At 30.8% G+C, this 24,992-nt stretch carries 23 protein-coding genes, 1 CRISPR repeat array and 1 riboswitch; of the genes, 12 read left to right on the top strand and 11 right to left on the bottom strand.

Going from position 1 to position 24,992, the window contains the following annotated elements; all coding sequences use genetic code 11:
• Positions 1–160: 160 nt before the first annotated feature.
• The gene (locus C4N20_RS14710; protein WP_005977255.1) at positions 161–964 is read right to left on the bottom strand and encodes a glucosaminidase domain-containing protein; all 804 of its coding nucleotides are present in this window, start codon (positions 962–964) and stop codon (positions 161–163) included.
• 79 nt (positions 965–1,043) lie between these two features.
• The gene (locus C4N20_RS14715; protein ID WP_005977253.1) at positions 1,044–2,900 is read right to left on the bottom strand and encodes a leucine-rich repeat domain-containing protein; all 1,857 of its coding nucleotides are present in this window, start codon (positions 2,898–2,900) and stop codon (positions 1,044–1,046) included.
• Positions 2,901–3,159: 259 nt separating this feature from the next.
• Between C4N20_RS14715 and C4N20_RS14720 the strand changes: the two genes are divergently transcribed.
• Both C4N20_RS14720 and C4N20_RS14725 read left to right on the top strand, forming a co-directional pair.
• Positions 3,160–3,870 carry a pirin family protein gene (locus C4N20_RS14720; protein ID WP_005977251.1) on the top strand — a complete coding sequence of 237 codons (711 nt, stop codon included), beginning with the start codon at positions 3,160–3,162 and terminating at the stop codon, positions 3,868–3,870.
• A gap of 98 nt (positions 3,871–3,968) precedes the next feature.
• Positions 3,969–5,375 (top strand): MATE family efflux transporter, encoded by a 1,407-nt coding sequence (locus C4N20_RS14725; protein ID WP_005977249.1) that lies wholly within the window; start codon positions 3,969–3,971, stop codon positions 5,373–5,375.
• A 202-nt stretch (positions 5,376–5,577) separates the two neighbouring features.
• Here C4N20_RS14725 and C4N20_RS14730 read toward each other — a convergent pair whose 3' ends face one another.
• From C4N20_RS14730 to C4N20_RS14745, 4 genes are all read right to left on the bottom strand, one after another.
• The gene (locus C4N20_RS14730) at positions 5,578–6,267 is read right to left on the bottom strand and encodes a nucleotidyltransferase family protein (protein WP_005977248.1); all 690 of its coding nucleotides are present in this window, start codon (positions 6,265–6,267) and stop codon (positions 5,578–5,580) included.
• 90 nt (positions 6,268–6,357) lie between these two features.
• Positions 6,358–7,164 carry a bifunctional hydroxymethylpyrimidine kinase/phosphomethylpyrimidine kinase gene (thiD, locus tag C4N20_RS14735; protein WP_005977246.1) on the bottom strand — a complete coding sequence of 269 codons (807 nt, stop codon included), beginning with the start codon at positions 7,162–7,164 and terminating at the stop codon, positions 6,358–6,360.
• Positions 7,165–7,268: 104 nt separating this feature from the next.
• Positions 7,269–7,520, bottom strand: coding sequence for a hypothetical protein (locus C4N20_RS14740; protein WP_005977244.1), 252 nt, complete (start codon positions 7,518–7,520; stop codon positions 7,269–7,271).
• Between the two features lie 8 nt (positions 7,521–7,528).
• Positions 7,529–8,290: an exodeoxyribonuclease III gene (locus tag C4N20_RS14745; protein WP_005977242.1), complete on the bottom strand. Its 762-nt coding sequence runs from the start codon at positions 8,288–8,290 to the stop codon at positions 7,529–7,531.
• Positions 8,291–8,452: 162 nt separating this feature from the next.
• Here C4N20_RS14745 and C4N20_RS14750 point away from each other — a divergent pair, with 162 nt between their 5' ends.
• The 4 genes from C4N20_RS14750 to C4N20_RS14765 all read left to right on the top strand — a co-directional run bounded on the left by C4N20_RS14750 (position 8,453) and on the right by C4N20_RS14765 (position 11,227).
• Positions 8,453–9,100, top strand: a complete 648-nt coding sequence (locus tag C4N20_RS14750) for a hypothetical protein (RefSeq protein ID WP_005977240.1) — start codon at positions 8,453–8,455, stop codon at positions 9,098–9,100.
• A 145-nt stretch (positions 9,101–9,245) separates the two neighbouring features.
• A complete protein-coding gene (gene dinB, locus C4N20_RS14755) occupies positions 9,246–10,298 on the top strand; it encodes a DNA polymerase IV (protein WP_005977238.1) in 1,053 nt (350 codons plus the stop codon).
• A 50-nt stretch (positions 10,299–10,348) separates the two neighbouring features.
• Positions 10,349–10,705 (top strand): hypothetical protein, encoded by a 357-nt coding sequence (locus C4N20_RS14760; protein WP_005977236.1) that lies wholly within the window; start codon positions 10,349–10,351, stop codon positions 10,703–10,705.
• Positions 10,706–10,963: 258 nt separating this feature from the next.
• A complete protein-coding gene (locus C4N20_RS14765) occupies positions 10,964–11,227 on the top strand; it encodes a hypothetical protein (RefSeq protein WP_005977234.1) in 264 nt (87 codons plus the stop codon).
• 168 nt (positions 11,228–11,395) lie between these two features.
• Here C4N20_RS14765 and C4N20_RS14770 read toward each other — a convergent pair whose 3' ends face one another.
• The 5 genes from C4N20_RS14770 to C4N20_RS14790 form a co-directional block, all read right to left on the bottom strand.
• Positions 11,396–12,460, bottom strand: a complete 1,065-nt coding sequence (locus tag C4N20_RS14770) for an ABC transporter ATP-binding protein (RefSeq protein ID WP_005977231.1) — start codon at positions 12,458–12,460, stop codon at positions 11,396–11,398.
• Positions 12,461–12,473: 13 nt separating this feature from the next.
• Positions 12,474–14,156, bottom strand: a complete 1,683-nt coding sequence (locus C4N20_RS14775; RefSeq protein ID WP_005977229.1) for an ABC transporter permease — start codon at positions 14,154–14,156, stop codon at positions 12,474–12,476.
• A gap of 15 nt (positions 14,157–14,171) precedes the next feature.
• Positions 14,172–15,194, bottom strand: coding sequence for an ABC transporter substrate-binding protein (locus C4N20_RS14780; RefSeq protein WP_005977227.1), 1,023 nt, complete (start codon positions 15,192–15,194; stop codon positions 14,172–14,174).
• Positions 15,195–15,347: 153 nt separating this feature from the next.
• Positions 15,348–16,073: a gamma-glutamyl-gamma-aminobutyrate hydrolase family protein gene (locus C4N20_RS14785; RefSeq protein WP_005977225.1), complete on the bottom strand. Its 726-nt coding sequence runs from the start codon at positions 16,071–16,073 to the stop codon at positions 15,348–15,350.
• Positions 16,074–16,509: 436 nt separating this feature from the next.
• Positions 16,510–17,002: a CRISPR direct-repeat array (repeat unit 30 nt; unit sequence ATTGAATAGTAACCTTTGGGGTTTTTAAAT).
• Between the two features lie 690 nt (positions 17,003–17,692).
• A complete protein-coding gene (locus tag C4N20_RS14790; RefSeq protein ID WP_005977223.1) occupies positions 17,693–18,166 on the bottom strand; it encodes an HD domain-containing protein in 474 nt (157 codons plus the stop codon).
• Between the two features lie 218 nt (positions 18,167–18,384).
• Between C4N20_RS14790 and C4N20_RS14795 the strand changes: the two genes are divergently transcribed.
• From C4N20_RS14795 to C4N20_RS14820, 6 genes are all read left to right on the top strand, one after another.
• Positions 18,385–18,591 carry a hypothetical protein gene (locus C4N20_RS14795; protein WP_005977221.1) on the top strand — a complete coding sequence of 69 codons (207 nt, stop codon included), beginning with the start codon at positions 18,385–18,387 and terminating at the stop codon, positions 18,589–18,591.
• A gap of 313 nt (positions 18,592–18,904) precedes the next feature.
• Positions 18,905–19,003, top strand: a riboswitch (purine riboswitch).
• A 135-nt stretch (positions 19,004–19,138) separates the two neighbouring features.
• Entirely contained in the window at positions 19,139–20,470 is a 1,332-nt protein-coding gene (locus C4N20_RS14800) for a uracil-xanthine permease family protein (RefSeq protein WP_005977219.1), read from the top strand.
• A gap of 124 nt (positions 20,471–20,594) precedes the next feature.
• Complete coding sequence (locus C4N20_RS14805) at positions 20,595–21,389, top strand: FAD binding domain-containing protein (RefSeq protein WP_005977217.1); 795 nt, start codon at positions 20,595–20,597, stop codon at positions 21,387–21,389.
• Positions 21,389–21,859 (top strand): (2Fe-2S)-binding protein, encoded by a 471-nt coding sequence (locus C4N20_RS14810; protein ID WP_005977215.1) that lies wholly within the window; start codon positions 21,389–21,391, stop codon positions 21,857–21,859. The genes C4N20_RS14805 and C4N20_RS14810 overlap by 1 nt, the downstream gene beginning before the upstream one ends.
• Positions 21,843–24,086 carry a xanthine dehydrogenase family protein molybdopterin-binding subunit gene (locus tag C4N20_RS14815; RefSeq protein ID WP_005977213.1) on the top strand — a complete coding sequence of 748 codons (2,244 nt, stop codon included), beginning with the start codon at positions 21,843–21,845 and terminating at the stop codon, positions 24,084–24,086. Before C4N20_RS14810 ends, C4N20_RS14815 begins: the two co-directional genes overlap by 17 nt.
• A gap of 93 nt (positions 24,087–24,179) precedes the next feature.
• Entirely contained in the window at positions 24,180–24,746 is a 567-nt protein-coding gene (locus tag C4N20_RS14820) for a xanthine phosphoribosyltransferase (protein ID WP_005977211.1), read from the top strand.
• Positions 24,747–24,992: the final 246 nt, after the last annotated feature.

Consider the following 24,992-nt stretch of genomic DNA (forward strand, 5'->3'; position numbering starts at 1 on the left):
TTGTTGGTAAAAAAATTATATATAAAAATCAGGAAGAAATTAATCTTCCTGACAATTATTTCATACTATTATATTTTTTAAAAATTAAATTTACATCTAAAAGATAAAGTCATTCTAAAATAATCTAAATCTTTTTTACTCTAGTTAACCCAGCAAAAAACTAATTTATATCATATTTCATAAAATCATTTTTAGCCATTGTTGTTCTTACTTTTTTTATATATTCCTCTCCCTCTTCTGAGTACTTTATTAATCCATAAGCTATTTCAGGAGCTGGTTTTTCATTATTTATCAATTCTCTGACTTTTTTATATGCATCATTTCTGGAGATAGTTAATACTATATCTGCTACAGAATCCTTTATTGTATCATATTTTTTCAAGTGGGGTACGAAGCCGTTGTCTCTTACTCCCTTAGCTGCTATTCTTGGTTCATTAGGATTAGTTGACCACATGCCAAATATATTATTTCCCTCTCTGAAAAACCTTGATGTCCCCCAGGCACTTTCCAGTGCTCCCTGAGTCAGAATAAGGGATGTTGGATATATTATCATTTTTGATTCCAATTCCTGCCAGTTTCCATATTTTACCTTATATCTGCTGAAAATATTCTCACTATATTGTTTCTCTTCTTCAGTCAGTTCAGGCTTTTCCTTCAATTTTTTTATTATCTCTTTATCATTCTTTATCTCTTCATGAACGACGGTTATCGCTGGAAGAAGAAGCTGTACAAAGGCATCTTTTCTCTCCTCTGATGAAAGTCCTCTTAAATCTAATTCTGAATTAGAATATACATAGAGTCCTTCCTCATCTCTCTTTTCATATAAGTCAGCTACATCATTTACTTCAATTTTTTTATACTCTACCTTTTTCAGAATATTATCATCATCAATTTTTTTATCACTGTATTTGAATAACACAGCCATGATAATAAATCCTAAAAGTAAATATTTTTTAATCTTCATCAACACTTCCTTTCAATTGTTAAATATTATAAAAAATTATTTGGTATAGTATACTTGATTTTCATAAAAAAGTAAATAATTATTTTTCTCTGGAACTTCTTATATAGTCCTTCCGTCCATCATATTGAAGAATACTCTCTTCTCCAGTTGCCTTTGAAACCATTTTTAAGTCATGAAGATAATATGTTTTTGTGTTGAGTTTTGATATAACAATATTCTTATCTCCTGCTGCTTCTGGAAGAAAAACTTCCTGATATTTTCCATTTATCATTATTATCCCCATTACTGCTTTTCTTCCGCTGTTGCTTTCTAAAATTACTAAATAGTCCTTTTCTCCATTTCCATCCAAATCTACTTTAGAATATTCTCCCCTATACTTTTCTTTTACTGACATTATTTCTTTCAATACAGGATAACTTTTTTCTAAATATTGCCCTCTGCTATAAATTAGTGACAGCATTTCATCAGATGAAATATCCATTTTTCCATTAAAAAGGTCATCTTCCAATACTTCGTTTATAAAATTCCATCTATCTAATTTTTCAATTGAGTAGACTACTTTAGTATTAGGAAGATATTGAACTAAGTAATCTGTATTTTTTTCAAGTTTTAAATTTCTTGATAAAGTTACAGGGCAGACTAGAGAAAAATTCTTTCCTGCTCTCCATCCCTGATGTGGGTATTCTACAGCAGTAAGAGATTTTCTAAACTGACTGTATTTTCCAGTATAGTATATCCCTTCCATTCTTCTATAAGAATTTGCCAACTGAAGAGTTCCATAGTATTTAACCCCGTTCCCTGATTTATATATTTTTAAATCTTCTCTGTTTCTTGATATTATATCAAATATATCTTCTGTACCTAACAGGGCAACACTGAATCCAACTGAGAACACTATACTGATTATTCCCAAAATAGCTAAAGTGAAAATACTTTGTCCATTAAATCCAAGTTTTTCTGACTGGTCATCACTATTTGCAATTCTTATTAACTTTCTGAACCATTTTATATTCCCAGCAATAACTCCTATTGAACCAAGTATAAGCCCTCCTGCCAAAGCTCCATTACAGATAATAGTGGGATATAGTACTGCTTCCACATATCCTACTTTTGAGCTTTTAAAAAATCCGGGGACAATATTAGGCAGTTTCATTATTCCAAGCATAACTATAAAAAATACCATCAGATAAAGTATTGGAGCTAAAATTAAAAATATTCTTTCTTTAAAGCTAATCTTCTGATTGTCATCTGATTTATTTTTCTCATAACGGCCATTTATTTCATAACCATTGCTTTTTTCATTTTCTTCCTCTTCTTCTTCATCCATATATCCATCATCTTTATCATAATACTCTCCATCTACATAATAGCTTAAAAGTGATGGAAGATTTTTCATAACACTGTAATCCTCTATCAGTTCATTATCTTCAAAGTCTGCCTCTTCAAGCTTGTCTAAATATTCCATTGGAGATATATCTCTCACACTTGTTCCCTCTAAAGACAGATATTTAAGCGATGGAAGATTTCTTAAAAATCCAATATCCCTTACACTTGTTCCTGTCAAAATCAAATCAGTCAATTCAGGCATTCCTTTTAAAAAATAAAAATCATCTATCTCAGTATCATAAAAATCCAGCTCCTCTAAATTTTGAAAATAATTAACTAGCATATAAAAAGATTTACATTTAGAAAGCATCAATGATTTTAATTTCCCACATTTATATATAACATCTAAGTCTTTTAGCTCGTAAGTTCCCTCATGTTTATCTATATACAAATCTTCTAAATTAGGCAGCATCTCTAAATCCTTCAATGAAATACTGTCTCCGCTAACCCAAATGGTTAAGCTCTTTATCTTGCTCAAAGATGTTTCACTCATGAAAAATGAGCTCTTATTTTTACAGGCTTTTTTTATATCCTTCTCAATAAATTTCACTATAATCTCCCCCAATAATTAAAAGTTTCTATTTCCCTTATATCATATTTCATATACTTTTTCAATTAAGTTTTCCTTCTCTCCTTTAGCAGCTATGATATATTTATAATTTTAAAGGTAATGTAACTCTTAATATAAATTTTTTTAGTTTTCATAAAAAAAGGAATCCTGTCAACATACAGAATAATATAATATAAGAAAATGAAGATGAAAAGATACATTTTCTATAATTAGTGAAAAATCACAGGAGATGATATATATGATAAAAAAATTACCAGTGGAAAAAATGGGTGAATCTAATCTTGGATGGCTGAGAAGTAAATTCCACTTCTCTTTTGCAGAATATTTTAATGAAGAAAATATAAACTTTGGTGTATTAAGAGTAATTAATGATGACCTTATTTCAGCAAATACAGGTTTTGATACTCACCCTCACAGAGACATGGAGATAATTACTTATGTAGTGCATGGATACCTTACTCATAAAGACAGCATGGGAAATGAATCTACTCTTTCAAGAGGACAGGTACAATACATGAGTGCGGGAACTGGAGTAAGACACTCTGAGTACAATAATCATTCTGAAGAACTTAGACTGCTTCAAATATGGGTGCTTCCTGATAGAAAAGGGCATACTCCCAACTATGGAGAATATAAATTTGGATGGGATGAAAGAAAAAATAAATTTTTACATTTTGTTTCAAGCAAATCTGGAGATGCTCCAATAAAAATTAATCAGGATATTAATTTCTATGCTTTGGAACTTGATGATGGAAAAGAGGAAAAATTTGAAGTAAAACCTAAAAGACAGGCTTATGTTGTACAGATAGAAGGTAAATCTTCTGTAAATGGTTTAGAACTTAATACAAAAGATGGGCTGGAAACTATTGGAGAAAGCTTGAAAATTAAGGCTGTTGGAAAATCTCATATACTTATTATTGAAATGCAGGAAAGAGAAGATTTAAAATAATAATTTCCTTTTTTAAGGCAGTTGAAAGACTGCCTTTTTTAATGTATAATGATACTTAAGATTTATTGATCATCATATTTACAAAGGGGGAGGATTTGATGTTTCAATTATTAAAAAAAATGTTTTGGGTAGAGTATATGCTCAAGCCTGAACAAATACTGGGAGATATACCCACTACCAAAGAAGTTTACAAGACTTCTTTTAATATTTCATGGCCTTGTGCACTGGAAACTGTTCTGGTCAGCCTTGTAGGATCTATCGATATAATGATGGTGGGAGGGCTTGGAGCTCATGCCATTGCTGCTGTCGGTCTTACCAATCAGCCTAAGTTTATACTTCTTGCTATGATTTTCTCATTAAATGTTGGAGTTACTGCTATTGTTGCAAGGAGAAAAGGGGAGCAGGATTATCATGGTGCCAACAGCTGTCTCAGACAGTCAATTATATTATCTCTAGGTATTTCAATGATAATGGCTTTTCTAGGTTACTTTTTCGCTTATGAGATACTGGAATTTGCTGGAGCTGGAGATGATGTAATCCTTGAATCTGTAGCATATTATAAAATTCTCATGGTGAGCATAGTTTTTACAGCTTTAAGTCTTACTATAAATGCTGCTCAAAGGGGAGTGGGAAATACAAGAATATCTATGAAAACCAATGTTACTGCCAACATCTTTAACCTTATATTCAATTATCTCCTTATCAATGGAATATGGATATTTCCTAGATTAGAAGTCAGAGGTGCTGCTATTGCAACTACTATTGGAAGTATAATTGGATGTCTTATGTCTATCCTTTCTCTTTATCATAATACTAATTTTCTTGAAATGAAAGCTAAAGCCAGCTGGAAATTCGATAAAAAAACAATGAAAGCTTTTTTGAATATCAGTGGAAGCTCTGTTGTGGAGCAGGTATTTATGCGGATTGGATTCTTCTCTTTCGCTAAAATAGTTGCAGCTCTTGGAACTATTGCCTTTGCTACCCACCAGATATGTATGAATATTATAAACCTTTCTTTCTGTTTTGGAGACGGATTGGGAGTTGCAGCCTCTTCGCTTGTAGGTCAGAACTTAGGTGCAAGAAGGCCGGATAAAGCTATAATATATGGAAAAACTGGTCAGAGAATGTCATTTATAGTTTCAACAGCACTGTTCCTGTTTTTCTTTTTTGGAAGAAGATTCCTCATTACTTTATTCAATTCAGAAGAACATATAGTTTCTCTTGGAGCAGTAATCATGATAATAATTGCTTTTACAACTCATGTTCAGACTTCACAGACTGTTTATCTCGGGTGTCTTCGTGGAGCTGGAGATACTAAATTTGTTGCTCTGATATCATTTATAAGTGTCGCTGCTGTAAGACCTATCTTAGCATGGGTGTTATGCTTCCCTATGAATATGGGATTGATTGGAGCATGGGTAGCTCTCTTTGCAGATCAGACAATAAGATATATTTTAAGTAAAATGCGTTTTAACAGTGGCTACTGGACAAAAATTGAGATATAATTTTATTAAATTAAATAATAATTTCTAATTAAATAATGATTTCAAACATAAATTTTTAAATTAAAAATAAAGAATCAAAAAAGGGAAACTAAAAACCTAAATTAATTTTAGAAGTTTAGCTGTCCCTTTTTATTTTTCACTATTAAATATCTCAATAAGTTTTTATATAAATTAATACTTCTCTGTATAGTTTTCAATATAATTAATTTTCCTCTTCCATTTTATGCTCTTTAATCAGTACACTTGCCCAATTAAAAAGTTCCTCTGAAAAGTTTAAAAATTTCTCTTTTGTAGTATTTTCCAGCTCTTTTATCTCCATGTATATTTCTAAAATTTTTCTGTCCTGCTCTGATAATTTTGGCAATAAATCTGCTTTTTTCTTAATATATCTTCCTGTTTCATAATAATATTTGGCCTGCAACACAAAAGAAGCTCCTTTATATAGTGAAAATAGTATTTCTAAATCTTTTTCATGAATGATATTATGCCCGCACACATGATATATATTACACGAACCAACTAATATTGCTCTTCTTATATCGCTTTTTTTAATTGTTGGTAAAATAAAATCTAAGTTTCCAACTAAAGGTTCTGTATCATAATAAAATTGAAATACATCAGCTTTTTCCCAACAGCTCAATTCTTCCTTTCCTGAAATAAATCCACAGATTTTTTCTCTGTCCTCCATTTTAGAAATAATTTCATCATATTTTTCCAGATCCTTCATTCCTAATTTATCAAGAATTACAACTACATCTATATCACTTTCTTTAGAAGCTTCCCCTCTTCCATGACTTCCTTGCAGTCCAATAAATTCTATTCTCTCTCCAAATCCCTTCTTTATTTCCTCTACAAAATTTTCCAACCAGCCTTTTTTAATTAAAAATGTCATATTACACTTCCCCTTTCTGACTATTGTGAATCCCTCACCACTTAAAATCACTTCATAATTTTTATTCCAGCTTATTATGTTAAAATGATTTCACTCAAAGTCTATCCCAGTTTTTTTGTATATATCTATAAAATGTCCTAATGGACCAACCCCACTCCCTATAGAAAAAGAATCTTTTATTGCCTGTGTTATATATTCTTTTCCTCCTCTTACACTCTCCTCAATAGAATTCCCTTTAGCCAATAGAGAAGCTATTGCTGATGAAAGAGTACATCCTGTACCATGTGTATTTACTGCATCTATTCTTGTTCCAAAATATTTGATTATTTCTCCGTTTTCCATAAGAAGAATATCAGTACAATTATCTTCCCTATGTCCACCTTTCACAAGAACATTCTTCACTCCAAATTTCTGTATTCTTTTTGCAGCCTCTATTATATCCTCTTCATTGTTTATCTTCATAGAAGCTAATACTTCTGCTTCTGGAATGTTGGGAGTTACCAATGTTCCTATTCCTATAAATCTCTGCATCTCTGTAAAAGCTTCCTCTTTCAATAATTTATATTTATTTTTTGATAGCATCACTGGATCAATAACTATATTTTCTGCCTTGTACTTTTTTAAAGAATCTGTAACAGTTTTTATTATCTCTATACCTGAAAGCATTCCTATTTTTACACTGTCCACTTTTATATCTTCAAATATAGCTTTAAGCTGTTCTTCAACTATATCTTTCGGCATTTCAAATACTCCAGATACACCCAGTGTATTTTGAGCTGTTACGGCAGTTATTACACTCATTCCATAAACTCCCATAGCACTCATGGTTTTAATATCAGCTTGTATTCCAGCTCCGCCGCAGCTGTCTGACCCTGCTATTGTCAATACTTTCTTCATTCTTCCTCCAAAAAAACAATAAAAAATGGTCAGCACTAAATAAGAATAACAAAAGAAATTAAATATAATTTACCTTTAAGTTACCTTGTCTGACCACCTTCTTTTTATTCACCTATTTTTATCATATAATTTCCATTGTAATGAATTTCATCTACAACTATTTCTTCATGTATAGGTCTTTTTTCATCAAAACTTCCATTTTTTTTGAAAAATTCATTAATGTTCTTTACATCTTCTGGTGTTAAGAAAAATATCATAACACAGTTCATTATTTCAAAAAATCTATATCTGTCTTCTGGCACAGGCTGTTCTCTGTCCCATACTTCACAAAATTTTGCAAAATTCTCTGATGCCATTTGTCCTCCTAAAACTCTTTCTTTAATTTTAAAACTACAGGGCAGTGATCTGAACCTAGAGTTTCATTATGAATCTCTGCTCCCTCCATGATATCTTTTAATCTTTCTGAAACAACAAAATAGTCGATTCTCCATCCAGCATTATTTTTTCTGGCATTAAATCTATACGACCACCAAGAGTATGCTCCAGTTAGTTCAGGATAAAAATGTCTGAAACTGTCCACAAATCCATTTTTCAACAGCTCTGTAAATTTCGCTCTTTCTTCATCAGAAAATCCAGCATTTTTTCTATTTGATTTTGGATTCTTCAAATCTATCTCTTGATGAGCTACATTTAAGTCTCCACATATGATAACTGGTTTTAATTTATCCAGCTTCATCACATAATTTCTAAATTCATCTTCCCAGCTCATTCTATAGCTAAGTCTGGCTAATTCTTCCTGAGAGTTGGGAGTATAAACAGTTATCATATAAAAATCATCATATTCAAGAGTTATAACTCTTCCCTCTTTGTCGTGCTCCTCTATTCCCAAACCATAAGATACCTCTATTGGTTTTTTCTTCGTGAATATAGCAGTTCCTGAATAACCTTTTTTCTCAGCATAATTCCAATATTGATGATATCCCTCTAATTCAAGTTCTATCTGTCCTTCTTGTAATTTTGTTTCCTGAACACAAAAAATATCTGCATTTTCATTTTTAAAATAATCTAAGAAACCTTTCTGCACTGCTGCTCTTAAACCATTTACATTCCATGAAATTAATTTCATATCAGTCTCCTTCCAACTTTTTTGCTCTATTTAATTATATCATAAAGTCCGTTTATATTTCAATTTATTAATTTAAATCAATATAAAATGCTCTATTGACAAATGAAGAAGTATATTGTAATAAATTACTAGCATTAATATCATATTTACTGGAGGATTCTTATGAAAAATTTAAAAAGTATCATTGATACTTTGAACTCAGAGGATGAAAATAATGAGGTAATTAAAGAAGTTCTTGAAATTCTTTTAGCCTTTTCCAATTTAAAAATATCTGTTATGGAAAAAGAGATTAAAGAAAATTTAATTTCTGGAACTTTTATAGGTTCTGACTTTAAAGTTCCCATTTCACACATTCTCTCAACATATTCTGGACAGATAGTTAAAAATTCAGAAAATGAAAATACTATTATTGATAATGTTTTTGCCTCTTTAGCTGAGGTATTTTATTGTAATAAAGATATGATAGACAGCATAATGAAAAATGTAGAAAAAAAATTAATCGAATTCATACAGGAAGAAGATAAAGAAATCAAATTTTCTTTTCTAGTTTTAGAAAATATAAATATTGTGAGATATGACTTAACTTTTTATATCAAATCTTTAAAGTCTAAAAAAATCAGAGAGAAAGTTCAAAGCAACTTATCATATTTTGTTGTAAAATCATCTGTTAATGTAAGGCAGCTGCCTTTTAATGATTTTTCTGCTCTCTGTATAGAAGTATTGACAAAATATTTTGGTGAGGATCAAAATAAAATTAGAACTAACTTAGCTGAAATGAGAGATGCTTATTCTATTATTAATTTATCGTAAACCTCTCAACATTTAAAATTACTTTGTCAAAATCTTTATCATTAACCTCTTGATATTTTCTTATCTCTAAAAAAAGATAACTTGATTTTACTATTTTCATAAAATATGATACAATAAAGTTAAATACACTTTTAAGAGGTTATATATGAAAAAAGATAGAGTTGTTCTCCATTATGATATGGATTCTTATTACGCTTCAATTGAAATAAGAGACAATCCCAGATTACTTAATAAACCTTTAGTTGTTGGAGGAAGTATAGTGACAACTGCCAGCTATGAAGCTAGAAAATTCGGCATACACTCTGCCATGAAGGTTTCTGATGCAAAAAAACTTTGTCCTTCTCTTTTGGTTGTTCCACCAAATAAAGAAAAATATAGTGAGATATCAAGAAAGATTCACAGCCTTGTTCTTCGCCTCACTCATAAAATAGAATTTATTGCTTTAGATGAGGGATATATAGATGTGTCTGATATTATAGACCTGTATCCCTCTAAAGAATTTTTTGCTAAAAAATTTAGAGAAAGAATCAAATACCACACTGGACTCACATGTTCCATTGGAATAGGCTTTAATAAGCTCAGTGCAAAACTTGCCAGCAATATAAATAAACCCTCTGGACAATACATTTTTACTTCTCCATTGGATTTTACAAAATATATTTCTGATAAAAATATTGGAATAATTCCTGGAGTAGGAAAAAAACTCTCTGCTCTATTAGCAAAAGATTCTATATTAAAAGTAAAGGATATCTATCCATACTCTTTAGCTTTCCTTTGCTCCTCATATGGAAAATCTCGTGGAGAACTTTTGTATTCAGCTTCCAGAGGTATAGACTACAGAGAAGTTGAGTATAAGAAACCTACTCATTCTATTGGAAATGAAAATACCTTCAAATATCCTTTAAATACAGAGTTAGAAATAAGAAGAGAATTTGATGATCTTTTTGAGCATTCATATAGACGGCTTCTAAAAGATGAATTTATAAGTAAAACTGTTATATTAAAAATTCGTTTTTCTTCCAATGAAACTATTACAAGATCAAAAACTTTAGAAATCCCTACTGACTCACATGAAAAACTAAAAAAAGTTTCAGATGATCTTTTGGAAAATGTTGATTTAAAAGATAGTATAAGGCTTTTAGGCGTTTCTTTTGGAAATTTAACAAAAAAATCTGTCAGACAACTAGCTTTTTTCTAAAAAAATAGGGTATAATAAAAGCATATAAAAAAATATTTTATGGAGGTCTCATGAATATTAACTTTAAACTAGGGAGTAGTACAGGCAAAGCAGGTATTTTAAGTATAGAGTGCCAGAAATTAAATATTCCTTGTGTGATTGTTGTTTTTAGAAATGTGCTTAATTACCCTAACTCTGTTCAAATTTTTAAACTCAAATCTAAACCTAAGGATGAATCTGCTGAAATCAAAGCTGTTGAAGAAATCTGCAAAGTTGCTGATAAATACGCTATAACTCTTGTCATGAAACTTGCTCTTAGAAATAGAAAACACCTCATAGAAACTTTTGCTAAATTTGGTTTTAAAACTAAAAAATCTTGGTTAGGGAATTGTCCTGAATTGATAAGAGAGCATCATTCTTTAGATTAATTTTTTTACTTTCACAATTAATCTTTTTAATCTGCTTTTTTATCTTTTTTATATATATAAACTATTATTTTTGTATATTTTTTATTTGTTTTAAGCTTATATTTTCATACTATTATTTATCCACAAATATTAAAGTTATTTTTTTTGATACTATTATTATTCTTTAAATCTTTTCTTTAATTACACGAAGAAATAAAAGGTTGCATTTTAGGGTAGTTTTTAGTTATAATTAGTTAAACTTGTTTGAGGTGATTAAAAATGTTTAGAAGTCTTATAATATTTGCTTTGACATTTTTACTTGTTGTTTTTGGCTTAGAATATTTAATGCCACCTTTTGGAACGATAGTATATCTTAATCCAGTAGAAATAGTTGGGTCTATTACTTATTCAATAGCTTATGTAACAGGAATGAGTGTAAAGCTCTCAATGTTTTTAGCTATAGCTTTTATCTCTATTATTCCTTTAATTGTAGTAATAGCAGTTAATAGAATTTGCAAAAAAAAGAAAAAAAGAAGATTTTAATACGTTTTTTCCGCCTTTCATTATTTGAAAGGCTATTTTTTTACATAAAAAAAGGGTACTTCATAAGTACCAGTAATTTTAGATTTTTTTTGCTTTATTAATTATACAAAGCTTTTTACATTCAAATTTCTAAAATTTGCTTTAACTTTGAATTACCCTCTTTATTTTTTATAGTATATGTATTGATTCAACATCTAATGAAAAATCAAGTTCTGAATCTAAAGCATAACTTTTTTTACCCCTTGGATTACTTACTGATATTTCCACTTTTAAATCCTGAAACATTACTTCATATTCATGATAAGCTCCCATGAACATACTTTTTGTTACTCTTCCTTTAAAATCATCTTTAGATATGATAATACTTTCAGGTCTTGCTACTATTTTTATCTCATCACCTATATTATGATTTACCTTCTGCGGTACTTCATATCTGACTCCATATACATCTATTGTACATTTATTGTCAGTTTTATATACCAGTTTTCCAGTAAATATATTTGCTCTTCCTATAAAGTTGGCAACAAATTCATTTACAGGGTTTTGATATACTTCAATAGGTGACCCTGCCTGTTGTATTCTTCCTTCTTTCATTATTATAACTTTGTCAGCAAGCCCCATAGCTTCTGCCTGATCATGCGTTACATAGATTGAAGTTATTCCTACCTGCTGCTGAATCTTTCTGATTTCATCTCTCATATGTATTCTCAGCTTAGCATCTAGGTTAGACAGAGGCTCATCAAATAAAAGAACTCCAGGTTCCATTACCAATGCTCTGGCAAGTGAAACTCTCTGCTGCTGTCCTCCAGACATCTGTGAAGGAACTCTTTCAGCAAAATCTTCCATATTCATCATTTTTAATATTCTATGAACTCTTTCATCTACCTCGCTCTTCGGCAGTTTTTGGAGTTTCAATCCATAAGCAATATTATCATATACATTCATATGAGGAAACAGAGCATAGTTTTGGAAAACCATTGCTGTATCTCTTTTGTCTGGAGTGATTCTTTCTACATTTTCATCTCCTATGTAGATATGCCCCTCTGTAGGAACTTCAAATCCTGCCAGCATTCTCAATATAGTAGTCTTTCCACATCCGCTTGGTCCTAAAAGGCAAACGAACTCTCCAGCCTTTATATCAAGATTGAGATCAGCAACTGCCTGAACTCTTCTGTTATCTCCTGTTAAAAATGTTTTATTTATATTTTCAAATTTTACTCTTTTAGCTCCCATAACTCTCTCCTTACTATTCTGAAATACTATCTATTCCCATTTTTTTCAATATGTATGTCATTATTCCTATTACGAAAAATACTATGATGATAAGTATAGTACAATAAGCTGAAGCTACTCCTATCTTACCAACATCTATCTGATTCATGATAGCAACTGTCAATAGATTATACTTAGCAGAAACTAAGAAGATAATCGTACTTACCAAAGTCATACTTCTAACAAAAGCATAAACCAAACCGCTGAAAAAAGCAGGTTTTATCATTGGAAGAGTTACAGAAGTAAATACCTTTTTACTATTTGCTCCTAATACAGTGGCAGCTTCTTCAATAGATGGATCTATCTGCTGAAGGGCAGCTATTCCTGATCTTATTCCTATAGGCATATTTCTCATTATGAATGCTATTATCAAAATAGTTGCTGTACCTGTAAGAACTAAAGGTTTTGTATTAAATGTAATAATATATCCAAGTCCTACAATTGTTCCCGGTATAGCAATAGCCATCATAGTAATAAATTCAATAAATCCTTTTCCTAAGAATTTTTTTCTAACTATAAGGAAGGCTATTATCATAGCTAATATCCCTGTAATAGGTGTAGATATTATAGAAAGGAATGTTGTATCCCATATCGGCTTCATTCCTAAAGCAAATACATATTTATAGTGTTCCAGAGAAAAATCATATTTTACTCCCCAAAGCCTTACGAATGAACCTATTGGTATCATTATATACATAAGAAATACCCAGAAAGTAAGAAATGCCATAACAATAAAAATCGGCATTGTTATATTTTTTTCACTGATTTTTTCTCTTTCTCTTGAAACTTTTCCTGTAACTGTAACATAAGATTTTTTACTGATATAGTATTTTTGTGTTACAAATATTGAAATAGACATAAGTATCAAAACAACTGCAAGAGCTGTTGCACTTCCCATATCATAATTTCCTATCCCTTGAAGATATATCTGAACTGCTACTGTTGTAAAGTTTCCACCTATTACCATTGGATTTCCAAAATCAGCTATTGCCTGTATAAATATTACAAGAATAGCATTTGCCAATCCCGGTATCATTAAAGGAAATGTTATAGTTCTGAAAACATCCCATCTTGAAGCTCCCAAATCTCTTGAAGCCTCTTCTACAGAAGGATCTATTTTTTGCAGTAGTCCTACCAGCATCAGATATGCAACTGGGAAGAATGTCAATACCTGTACTAAAACCAGCCCATGAAATCCATATATTTCAGCATTTCTTATTCCTAGTAAATTTCTAGTTATAAAGCCTCTTCTCCCTAACAAAAGTATAGCTGATAAAGCTATAACAAATGGAGGGGATACTATTGGAAGTATAGCAATAGAACTGAAAAATTTTCTAAATGGCAGCTTCACATAAGTCATTCCATATGCAAAGAAAAATCCAATAGCTGTAGATATTACAGAAGTCACTACTCCTAATTTTAAGGTATTCAATATTATAATAAAGTTTTCCTGCATTGCTTTTATATTCTTATAATGAATTAATGAAAACTCCCCTTTATATGTAAAACTTTCCTTCAAAATATTATACATAGGGAAAAGTATAAACATTATAAGAATAACTAAAATAAATGTTATTGTTGAAAATAGTATTGGATCATTGAATATTTTTTTCATATTCTTTAATTCCGTATTAATTTTAAGTTGTAAATTCGACATATGATTCCACCTTTACTATTTTGTAGGTGCTGTTGTTTTTGTTGCAGTACTGAATTTATCTAATAAATCTTTTCTGTTTTTTCCAGCCCAGTCAAAATTATAGTCTATTAGTTTTGTTCCAGCAATTTCTTTTACATCTTCTGGAGCATTTGCAGTTTGATTAGTCAAGAATTGGTATGAACCAACTGTCTGTCCTAATTCTTGTGCTTTTTTAGAAAGTGCCCAGTCTACAAACTTTTTAGCTGATGCTTGATCTGGACCATTTTTAAGAATTGCAACTCCACCTATTTCAAATCCTGTTCCCTCTTCTGGAGCAGAGATTATAATATCTTCATATCCTTCTTTTCTATATTTTATAGCATCATGAAGGAATGTAATTCCAATAGCTGTTTCTCCTAATCCTACCATTCTTCCTGGTGCAGTTCCAGATTTAGTATATTGTCTTACCTGCTCATTTAATTTCTGCATATAAGCCATTCCATCTTTTTCACCTTTTAATTGAATGATAGTTGCAAGCATTGTAAATGCAGTTCCAGATGATCCTGGGTGAGCTGTAACTATTTCTCCTTTATATTCAGGTTTTAAAAGATCAGCCCAAGATTTAGGCATTTCAGCTCCTATTTCCTCTAGTACTTCTTTGTTTCCTACAAATCCAAGGTATCCTACATATATTCCTGTCCAGATTCCATTTGGATCTTTAAATTTATCAGGAATATCCTTAGCCACTGGCGATATATATGGTTCCACAAGGTTTTCCTCATTAGCTGCAACAAAGGCATCTATCGGACCTCCAAACCACACAGAAGCCGTCATATTATCTTTTTCTGCTCTTATTCTAGCTAATGTTTCTCCACTGCTCATTCTTACAAATTCAGTTTTTATTCCTGTTTCTTTTTCAAATTCTTTTACTGCTGCTATTGCATGATCTTCCATCAATCCAGCATAAATAAGCAGATGACCTGTTTCCTTTTCTCCTGCTGCAAAAATCGTTGTTAAAGAGAGTAAAAAAGTAGCTACTATTGTTGATAATCTTTTCATAAAATTAAACCTCCTCAATGATTTTAGTCTGTTTCTAGTGTATTTTCACTTAATTCCTTTCTGATGTTACCAGAAATAAATTAAAATTTATTTTGAATCGATTTTTCTATAATTTTCAATTTATCTAGAAGCTTTCCTTTAAAATAATTCTTTCTATTTTTCTTTTGCTCTATCTACCAACAGTTTAAAGATTCCTAAGAACTCATTATATCTATTTACAAGGTTCTCTGGATGCCATTGTATTCCCAATACAAATCTTTCATTCATATCCACAGTTTCAAATGCCTCTACTATTCCTTCACAAGAAAAAGCAGTAGCTTTTAACCCTCTTCCTAATTTTTTTACTGCCTGGTGATGAAAAGAGTTCACATATATTTTTTCATCTCCAAAAATATCATGAAGAACACTTTCTTTCTTTATACTTACACTATGGAATAATTCATCTCTGCTAATCTGAGATGGATGATGCCCCATGGCAGACTGCACCTGTGTATCTATATCCTGATAGAGAGTTCCATCAAAAGCTACATTTATCAACTGATGTCCTCTGCATATTCCCAATACTGGTATTTTTCTTTTAACTGCCTCTTCCAGTAATTCAAACTCCATTATATCTCTTTTTGTATCTATTCCCGGAATTTGAAGCCCTGGGTCTTCTCCATAAAATCTAGGCGCTACATCTGCTCCTCCACTGAATATTATTCCATCTAAACGATAATCTTCTAAATACTCTTTTGCTACTCCTTCTGGTACTATTGGAATAAAAAGTGGAAGCCCTCCAGCTGCAAGCACTGCTTCTGCATATCCGTAATTTATAGAATTGTACTCTCCCTTTTCTCTCATCTCTCTAAATGTAGTTATTCCTATTATTGGTCTCAATTATTTTTCCTCCTCAACATCTCTTTGTTCTATTACATTCTACTATATAATATACTCTTTAGCGAAAGTTTTTACAACCTGCAATTATAAATTATCAGAAATCTCTTTTTTTAAAATATCCTGTATTTTTAAAATACTATATTTTTCATAAAAAAACAAACAAATTTTTTTTACCTTTTTAAAATTTCTCTGATATAGTCTGTAAATTACAGCACAATTATTCTGACATATAAAAAATAAATTAATTGTATATTTGGGTAATATATCTTTTTATTTTCCAAGTTAAAAATTGTATTTTATCAAATAATATTCTTTAAGATGTGATACTTTATAACATGGCTTTTTATCTATACTTGGTTGGAAAAAATCCATTAAATATGCTATAATTAGAATGTTAGAAAAGAATAAGGAATTATTAAAGTCTGAATTTATGACCATTGAATAGTAACCTTTGGGGTTTTTAAATTTTAAAACTCCTTTTCAATCTCCTTTTTATCCATTCATTGAATAGTAACCTTTGGGGTTTTTAAATTAAAATACATGGAAAATATTTATGAATTAAAAAATAATTGAATAGTAACCTTTGGGGTTTTTAAATCAAGCAATTAAAAAACAAATTAAATCTTTATTAGGATTGAATAGTAACCTTTGGGGTTTTTAAATCTCAAAGGATAGACTCCACGCTTTTTTTCAACTGTTATTGAATAGTAACCTTTGGGGTTTTTAAATGAAGCTTTATGAATTTAGTATCTACTCCCTTAAATCATTGAATAGTAACCTTTGGGGTTTTTAAATTCAGAGGAGATGCAGGAATTACTAGAAATAGCTTCAGTATTGAATAGTAACCTTTGGGGTTTTTAAATTTGTTATCTTAATACTTCCATCTTCATTATAATGCAATTGAATAGTAACCTGATAAGTTTTTAAATATAGATCAAACTTTGAGAATAAGAGATCAATTTAGAATTGAATATCAACTGATAAGTTTTTAAATGAAGTTGGGATGACCATAGCTGCAAGAGTTAAGCAATTGAATATCAACTGATAAGTTTTTAAATGAAGGAACTAAAATAGTAGGGAGAAATCCTAGAAATTATTGAATATCAACTGATAAGTTTTTAAATAGTTCAAGTTCTCCAGTAAGTATATTGTAGCCTTTATTGAATATCAACTTTTAAATGGAGAAGGGGCAAGGGTGATGATGGATACTAACCCTATTGAATATCAACTGATAAGTTTTTAAATGCATTAGTTGGTAAAACTTTAAAATTAACTTCAGTATTGAATATCAACTCATAAGTTTTTAAACAGATATAGCATGATTCCAAGTTATGTAATAACTCATTGAATATCAACTGATAAGTTTTTAAATACCTTAGAAGAATCAAAAATTTTCTTAGTCTCTTTAAATTGAATATCAACTCATAAGTTTTTAAATGATCAAGAAAGATTAAATAAAGTTGGAATTATGACTAATTGAATATCAACTCATAAGTTTTCTCCCTTTTTCAAATAAAAAAGAGAAGAACTGGATATTAGCTCATGACATTTTGCTATATCTACAACTTCTCTAAAATTTCAAATTCTTATTTTATTACATTCTTAATATTAATTATTAATTACTTATTGAATAAAATATCAAGCTCCATTAATAAGTCATTATATCTTTTTAATTCATGATTTTTTACCAGAATTAATGGGTTATAAATACAATGCTGAAGTACATCTGCATCTTTTAATAATTCATCATATTCTGAATCTATCCTTTCCTTATTACTATGGTTGTGAATAGCTGTACAGATTATATCAATTTCTGTAGAAGTTGCCACCTGTAATTTTTCTAATATTTCACGAGCCATAATTGCTCCTTTTTGTCCATGATCTTTTGAATATTCAAATTTATAAGTATATATATCATGTAACATTCCAGCCATAATTGCAATCTCTTGATTAAGATTACGTTTTTTAGCAAGTATTACACTTAATTGAGCTACGCCATAAAGATGTATATATCCATTTCGCCTTTCCATAATATTTTTATTATTCAGTAATACTTCATCAATATATCCCCTAATCTTTTCAATTCTATCCATAAACAACTCCTTCTTTACTTTTAAGTTTATTATAACATATGAAAGTATTTTGATATTGTTAAGCCAGTTTCAGTTCCTAATGTATAAATCTTAAATTTTTTATTATAAAAGAATATTTACTTAGGAAATTTATATTCTGTTTTTTAAATTTCTTGTATTTAATCTTCCAAAAAGTTATAATATCTTTACAGCAATACATCATCAAAGGAGGAATTAGTATGACTTTATTAAAAAAATTTAAAGATAAAAAAGTTCATATAATCTTAAATACAACTGATAAAATTAGTTTTGATGGAAAAATAATTGATGAATTTGATAATTTTATTGAAGTCATTACTGATTATTCTCAATATGCTAATCATCAACAGCATATTTTAAATAAAAATCTTATTCTTCAAATTTATGAATACAAAGAAGAATATTAATTTTAAGGCGATTTATTCGCCTTTTTTATATATTGTTAAACCCTTTATCTAAAATAACTATACTGCCTATATGCCAATTTATTTATTCTACAGATAGTTATTTTTTAGTTGGAAGCAAGAAAAAAATTTTATAAAACATAAATATGATATTAAACACACATTCCCGCTTTTACTCATATGCAGGTAAAAAAATTGTTGAAATGTTGCAGAAATTATGATATTATTTTTATGCAGATTTTTTAAGAAACATAGAGGGAATATTGCAAAATATTTCAAATGCATAATGAATGCATATATCTCACAAAGTCATTAAATTAATTAAAAATAAATTACTCATATATCCCTGTAATATGGTCAGGAGTCTCTACGGGTTGCCACTTAACAAGCCGCTATGAGTGAATTTAATAGTCCTTCTTTTAGTATTATTATAGGATTATTTTCTTTCACATTATAGTTTTTGAGAAAGGAAATGGTCTTTTTTTATTTCCCTGCCCTTCTTTCCTATTCCAAAGATCTATGAAGTAAAATCTTGGAGGTATTTAAAAAAATGAGAAACACATCACCATACGATCTTGATGGTATCCCTGTTCTAAGAGAGGCAATTCCTCTTGGGCTTCAACACATTCTTGCTATGTTTGTAAGTAACATCACTCCATTAATTATTGTAGCTGGGGCTATGAAAATGCCAAGTGAAACTAAAACTTTCCTTATTCAATGTACTATGCTTGTAGCTGGAGTAAATACTTTGATTCAGGCATATCGTATCGGACCTATAGGAGCAAGACTTCCTATTGTTGTTGGTACAAGCTTTGCTTTTGTTCCTGTTGCACTGTCTATTGGAAGTAAATATGGATATGAAGGTATCCTTGGAGCTGCTTTGGTAGGTGCTGTATTCGAGATATTTATTGGTGCTATTATAAAGAAAATAAGAAGATACTTTCCACCAGTAGTAACTGGAGTAATAGTTCTGTCTATTGGTCTTTCTCTTTTACCAGTTGGAGTAAGCAACTTTGCTGGTGGAGTTGGAGCTGCTGATTTTGGTTCTTTCCCAAATCTTTTCATAGGTATGGTAGTTCTTATAACAGTAATATTCTTTAAGCAGTTTACTAAAGGTATCACAAGTACAGGTTCTATATTTGTAGGAACAGTTGTTGGATTTATTGTTGCATTCTTTATGGGTAAAGTTGATCTTACTCCAGTAAGAAATGCTGCATTTATGAGTTTCCCTAGACCTTTTACTTATGGACTTGCTTTCCATGCTGATGCATGTCTTGCAATGATTATGATGTTTATTGTTTCTGCTGTTGAAACAGTTGGAGATATGTCTGGAGTTACAATGGGTGGAGCTAATAGAGAAGTTACTGATAAAGAGCTTTCTGGTGGTATATTAGCTGATGGATTTGGAAGTGCACTTGCTTCTGTATTCTCTGTACTGCCTACTACATCTTTCAGTCAAAATACAGGTATAGTTGCAATGACTGGTATCATGAGCAGATTTGTTGTTGGTACTGGTGCTGCTTTCTTAGTTGCTGGAGCTTTCTTCCCCAAAATTGGTGCTGTTCTTTCAATAGTTCCTGCTAGTGTTCTTGGTGGAAGTTTAGTAATGATTTTTGCTATGATATCTATAAGTGGTATCAATCTTATTACTAAAGAGCCTCTTGTAGGTAGAAATGCAGTTATTTTATCTGTATCTTTAGGATTAGGTTATGGACTTGGAAGTGTTCCTGCTGCTCTTAAATATTTCCCAGCAAGTATCCAACTTATATTTGGTGGTTCTGGAATTGTTGTTTCTGGTTCTATTGCAGTTCTTCTTAACATCATTCTGCCTTTAGATGAGAAAGTTAAAAAAACATTAAAAGGTGAAAAAGTTTCTCAATAAAACAAATAAATTACCACACAGCAGAGCAGGTGTATAAGCTGTCTTCTTTTGAGGATTTCTTATTGATACTCTGCTGTCTTTTCGTGGTATAATATAAATAATATAATAACACAGGAGGTAAAACTTGTTTAGTTTTTCTAAATATTTTCCTGCTCAATCTTTGCAGGAAGCCTATGACGAACTTTTAAAAAGCAAAAAAAATATTATACTTGGGGGAACTTCTTATCTTAGAATGGAAAATACTTCATATAATACTGCTATAGATCTTTCTTCTCTTTCTCTTGATTACATCAAAGAAGAGGGAGAATATATTCATATTGGAGCTATGGTTTCATTCAGAGAGATAGAAACTAACCCTATTATCTTAAACCTATTTGATGGAATACTTTCAAAATCTGTAGAAAGTATAATAGGTGTTCAATTCAGAAATAATGTTACTGTTGGAGCTACTGTTTTTTCTAAATATGGTTTCTCTGATCTTATCCCTGCACTTTTATCTCTTGATACTGTTGTAGTTCTTTTCAATGGAGGAGAAATTTCTCTGGAGGAATATTTATCAACAGAAGGTAAGACAAGAGATATTTTAGTTGAAATAAAAATAAGAAAAGCTGCTGGAAAAGGAGCTTTCCAAAGCATCAGAAAAAGTAAAACTGACTATGCTATAACTAATACAGCTGTTACAAATGAAAATGGAAATTTTAGAATTGCCATTGGTGTAAGACCAGGAAAAGCTAAACTGGCTCATAAAGCAATGGAATTATTAAATAATTCTGACAATATCACTGATGAAGTTATTGATAGAGCATGCGCCCTTATAACTGAAGAAATTACTTTTGGTTCTAATATGAGAGGAAGCAGTGAATATAGAGCTGCAATATCTAAAGTTATGACTAAGAGAGCTATAAAGGAGGTATTATAATGCTTTTAACTTTAACAGTAAATGGACTAAAAAGAGAATTATTGATATCAGAGGATGAGTACCTTCTTGATACATTGAGAAAAGCTGGATATTTAAGTGTAAAAAGAGGATGTGACACTGGGTCTTGCGGACTTTGTACTGTCCTTGTTGATGATAAGCCCGTTCTTTCATGCAGTACACTAGCTGCCAGAATGAATAATAAAAAAATAACTACTATTGAGGGATGTCAGGAAGAAGCTGCAAAATTTGCTAATTTTATGGCAGATGAAGGAGCAGAGCAATGTGGTTACTGTGCTCCCGGATTTACTTTGACAGTTCTTGCTATGATGAAGGAATATAAAAATCCAACAGATGAAGAGATACTTCATTATTTAAATGGAAATCTATGCAGATGCAGTGGATATGTTTCACAGCTTAGAGCAATAAAAAACTTTATGGAGGCTGAGAAATCTAATGAAAATAGTAAATAAGTCTATAAAGAAAATAGATAGTATTGGAGTTATAACTGGAAGACCTCTATATACAGATGATTTAGTTATAAACAGCAACTCTCTTATTGTAAAACTTTTAAGATCACCTCATGCCTATGCAAAAATAATTGAGATCGATACAAGTATTGCCAAAAAAGTTCCTGGAGTAGAAGCTGTTTACACACACCATGATGTGCCAAATACTATGTTCACTCTTGCTGGGCAGTCTTATCCTGAACCATCTCCATATGACAGAAAAATACTTTCTGAATATGTGAGATATGTGGGAGATCCTGTTGCAATTATTGCTGCTGTTGATGAAAAAACTGCTGAAAAAGCAATGAAACTTATAAAAGTAAAATATGAAGTTCTTGAAGCTGTCGTTGATTATGAAAAAGCTCTAGACTCAGATATATTAGTTCATCCTGAAGATGTACATATAAACTTCCCAATAGGATTTGACAATAAAAGAAACCTTGCTTCTTCATATCTTGAAACTAAGGGAGATGTAGAAAAAGGATTTGAAGAAAGTGATGTAATCATAGAAAAAACTTACTATACTCAGCCTCAAATACATGCAATGATGGAAACTTACAGAACTGCATGCTATTTAGATGCTCATGGAAGATTAACTGTAGTTTCATCTACTCAAATTCCTTTCCATGTGAGAAGACATCTGGCTAGAGCTCTTGAAATGCCAAGCAGCAGAATAAGAGTTATCAAGCCTAAAATAGGTGGAGGTTTTGGAGGAAAGCAGACTTCTGTTTGTGAAATATACCCAGCTTTTGTTACTATGAAAACTGGAAAACCTTCTAAGATAATTTATTCAAGAAAAGAAACTCAAGCATACTCTAATACAAGACATGCTATGAGATTAAAAGTAAAAATTGGTTCAGATAAAGAAGGAAATATAAAAGCTATTGATATAAATGTTTTATCTAATACAGGAGCGTATGGAGAACATGCTCCAACTGTTACTTCTCTTGTAGTATATAAGACTTTCCCTTTATATGCTAAAGTCCCTATGAGATGTAAAGCTGATATAGTTTATTCTAATACTATGGTAGGTGCTGCATTCAGAGGATATGGAGCTACTCAGGGAACTTTTGCTGTGGAGTCTGCTGTCAATGAACTTGCTCACAAACTGGGAATAGACCCTACAGAAATCAGAATGAAAAATCTTGTAGATCACTCTGATAAAGTCAGTGGAGATATTAAAAAATGTATCTCTATTGGTAAGGAAGCTTTTGATTGGGAAAACAGAACTGTGAAAGATATGGGAAATGGAAAAGTAAGAGCCAGTGGAATGGCTGTTACAATGCAGGGATCAGGTATTGCTAATGTAGATACTGCCTCTGCCACTCTAAAACTTCATGACAGTGGAGATTACACACTTTATATGGGAGTTACTGACATGGGACAGGGATGTGATACTGTTCTTGCTCAAATGGCTTCTGAGATACTTGAAGTACCTGTAGAAAAAATTATAGTAAATACTGCTGATACTGATACTTCGCCATATGATCCAGGTGCTTACGCTTCAAGTGGTACTTATGTTACTGGAAACGCTGTAATTTTAGCTGCTGAAAAAATGAAAAAAGAAATTATGGACATGGCTTCTAAGTTAATGAATACTTCTGTTGAGGAATTAGAATATCTTGGAGAATCAGTACAGGATAAAAATGGAAATAAACTTTCTTTAAGAGATATTGGTGAAAGAGCTGTATCTTTTGAAGGTAAAAATCAGATTATTACTACTGCAACTTGGGGTGGAGCTACATCACCTCCTCCATTTATTGCAAGTTTTGCTGAAGTGGAAGTGGACACTCTCACTGGAAATACTGAAGTTATAGACTTTCTTTCTGTAGTGGACTGTGGTACTCCTATCAATCCTGCTCTGGCTCAGGTACAAGTAGAGGGAGGAATTGCTCAGGGTATTGGACTTGCTCTTTATGAAGATATCCAATTTGATGAAAAAGGTAAAGTTAAACATGATACACTTATGCAGTATAAGATTCCTTCAAGAAAAGATTTAGGAAATATAAATGTTATATTCAGTTATTCAAATGAACCTACTGGTCCATTTGGAGCTAAATCTATTGGTGAAGTAGTTATAAATACAGCTTCTCCAGCTATTGCTGATGCTATCTATAACGCAACAAAAGCTAGAGTAAGAAGTCTTCCAATTACAAGTGAAAAACTATTTTGGGAAATTCAATCAAAATAATTAAAATTTTGCTGGTTTTTTCTTGAAAATATGCTATTATATATCTTACTTACTATTAAATAAGCAATCATAATTTGTCGGAGGAATTTTTATATGAAATTATTAAAAGAATATATAGAGAAGAATGGTAAAGCCATTGGAACGAATATTCTAAAAGTAGATAGTTTTTTAAACCATCAAATAGACCCTAACCTAATGATGGCTATGGGAGAAGAATTTAAAAGAAGATTTGAAGATCAGGGAGTTAATAAAATACTTACTATAGAGGCTTCTGGAATTGCAATAGGACTGGCTGCTGCTTATGCCTTTAATGTACCTCTTGTTTTTGCTAAGAAAAAAATTCCTTCTACTATGGGAGATTTCTATACAGCTAATGTATTTTCATTTACAAAAAATAAAGATTATACTATATGTGTAGCTAAAGAGTTTTTAAAACCTACTGACAGAGTTCTTATTGTAGATGACTTTCTAGCTATGGGAAATGCTGTATTAGGTCTTAAATCATTAGTTGAATCTGCTGGTGCTGAAGTTATTGGTGCTGGTATTGCAGTAGAAAAAGGTTTTCAGCAGGGTGAAAAACTATTGATCGATAACGGTGTTAAAGTTGAAGCTCTTGCAGTGGTTGATTCACTTGAAAATGGTGTCATTAAATTCAGATAATTTAATAAAAAAAAGTTTTTATTAAAAAAAGTATTGACATTTTCTTTTTATGAGAGTATTATAGGTTCATAATAAATTTTAGTTAAGAGGAGATAATTATGAAAGTCACTAGCGTTCTTAAAAACACATTACATCACCATCATCATAGATAAGAGTTTGTTTTTGTGAATTTTATTCATAGATGCAGACTCATGTTGTAGTTCAAAAACGGGTCTGTATCTATGGTGGAACTTAATGCTTTCTAAT

The organism is Fusobacterium ulcerans (genome assembly GCF_003019675.1).
Taxonomy (GTDB): Bacteria; Fusobacteriota; Fusobacteriia; order Fusobacteriales; family Fusobacteriaceae; genus Fusobacterium_A; species Fusobacterium_A ulcerans.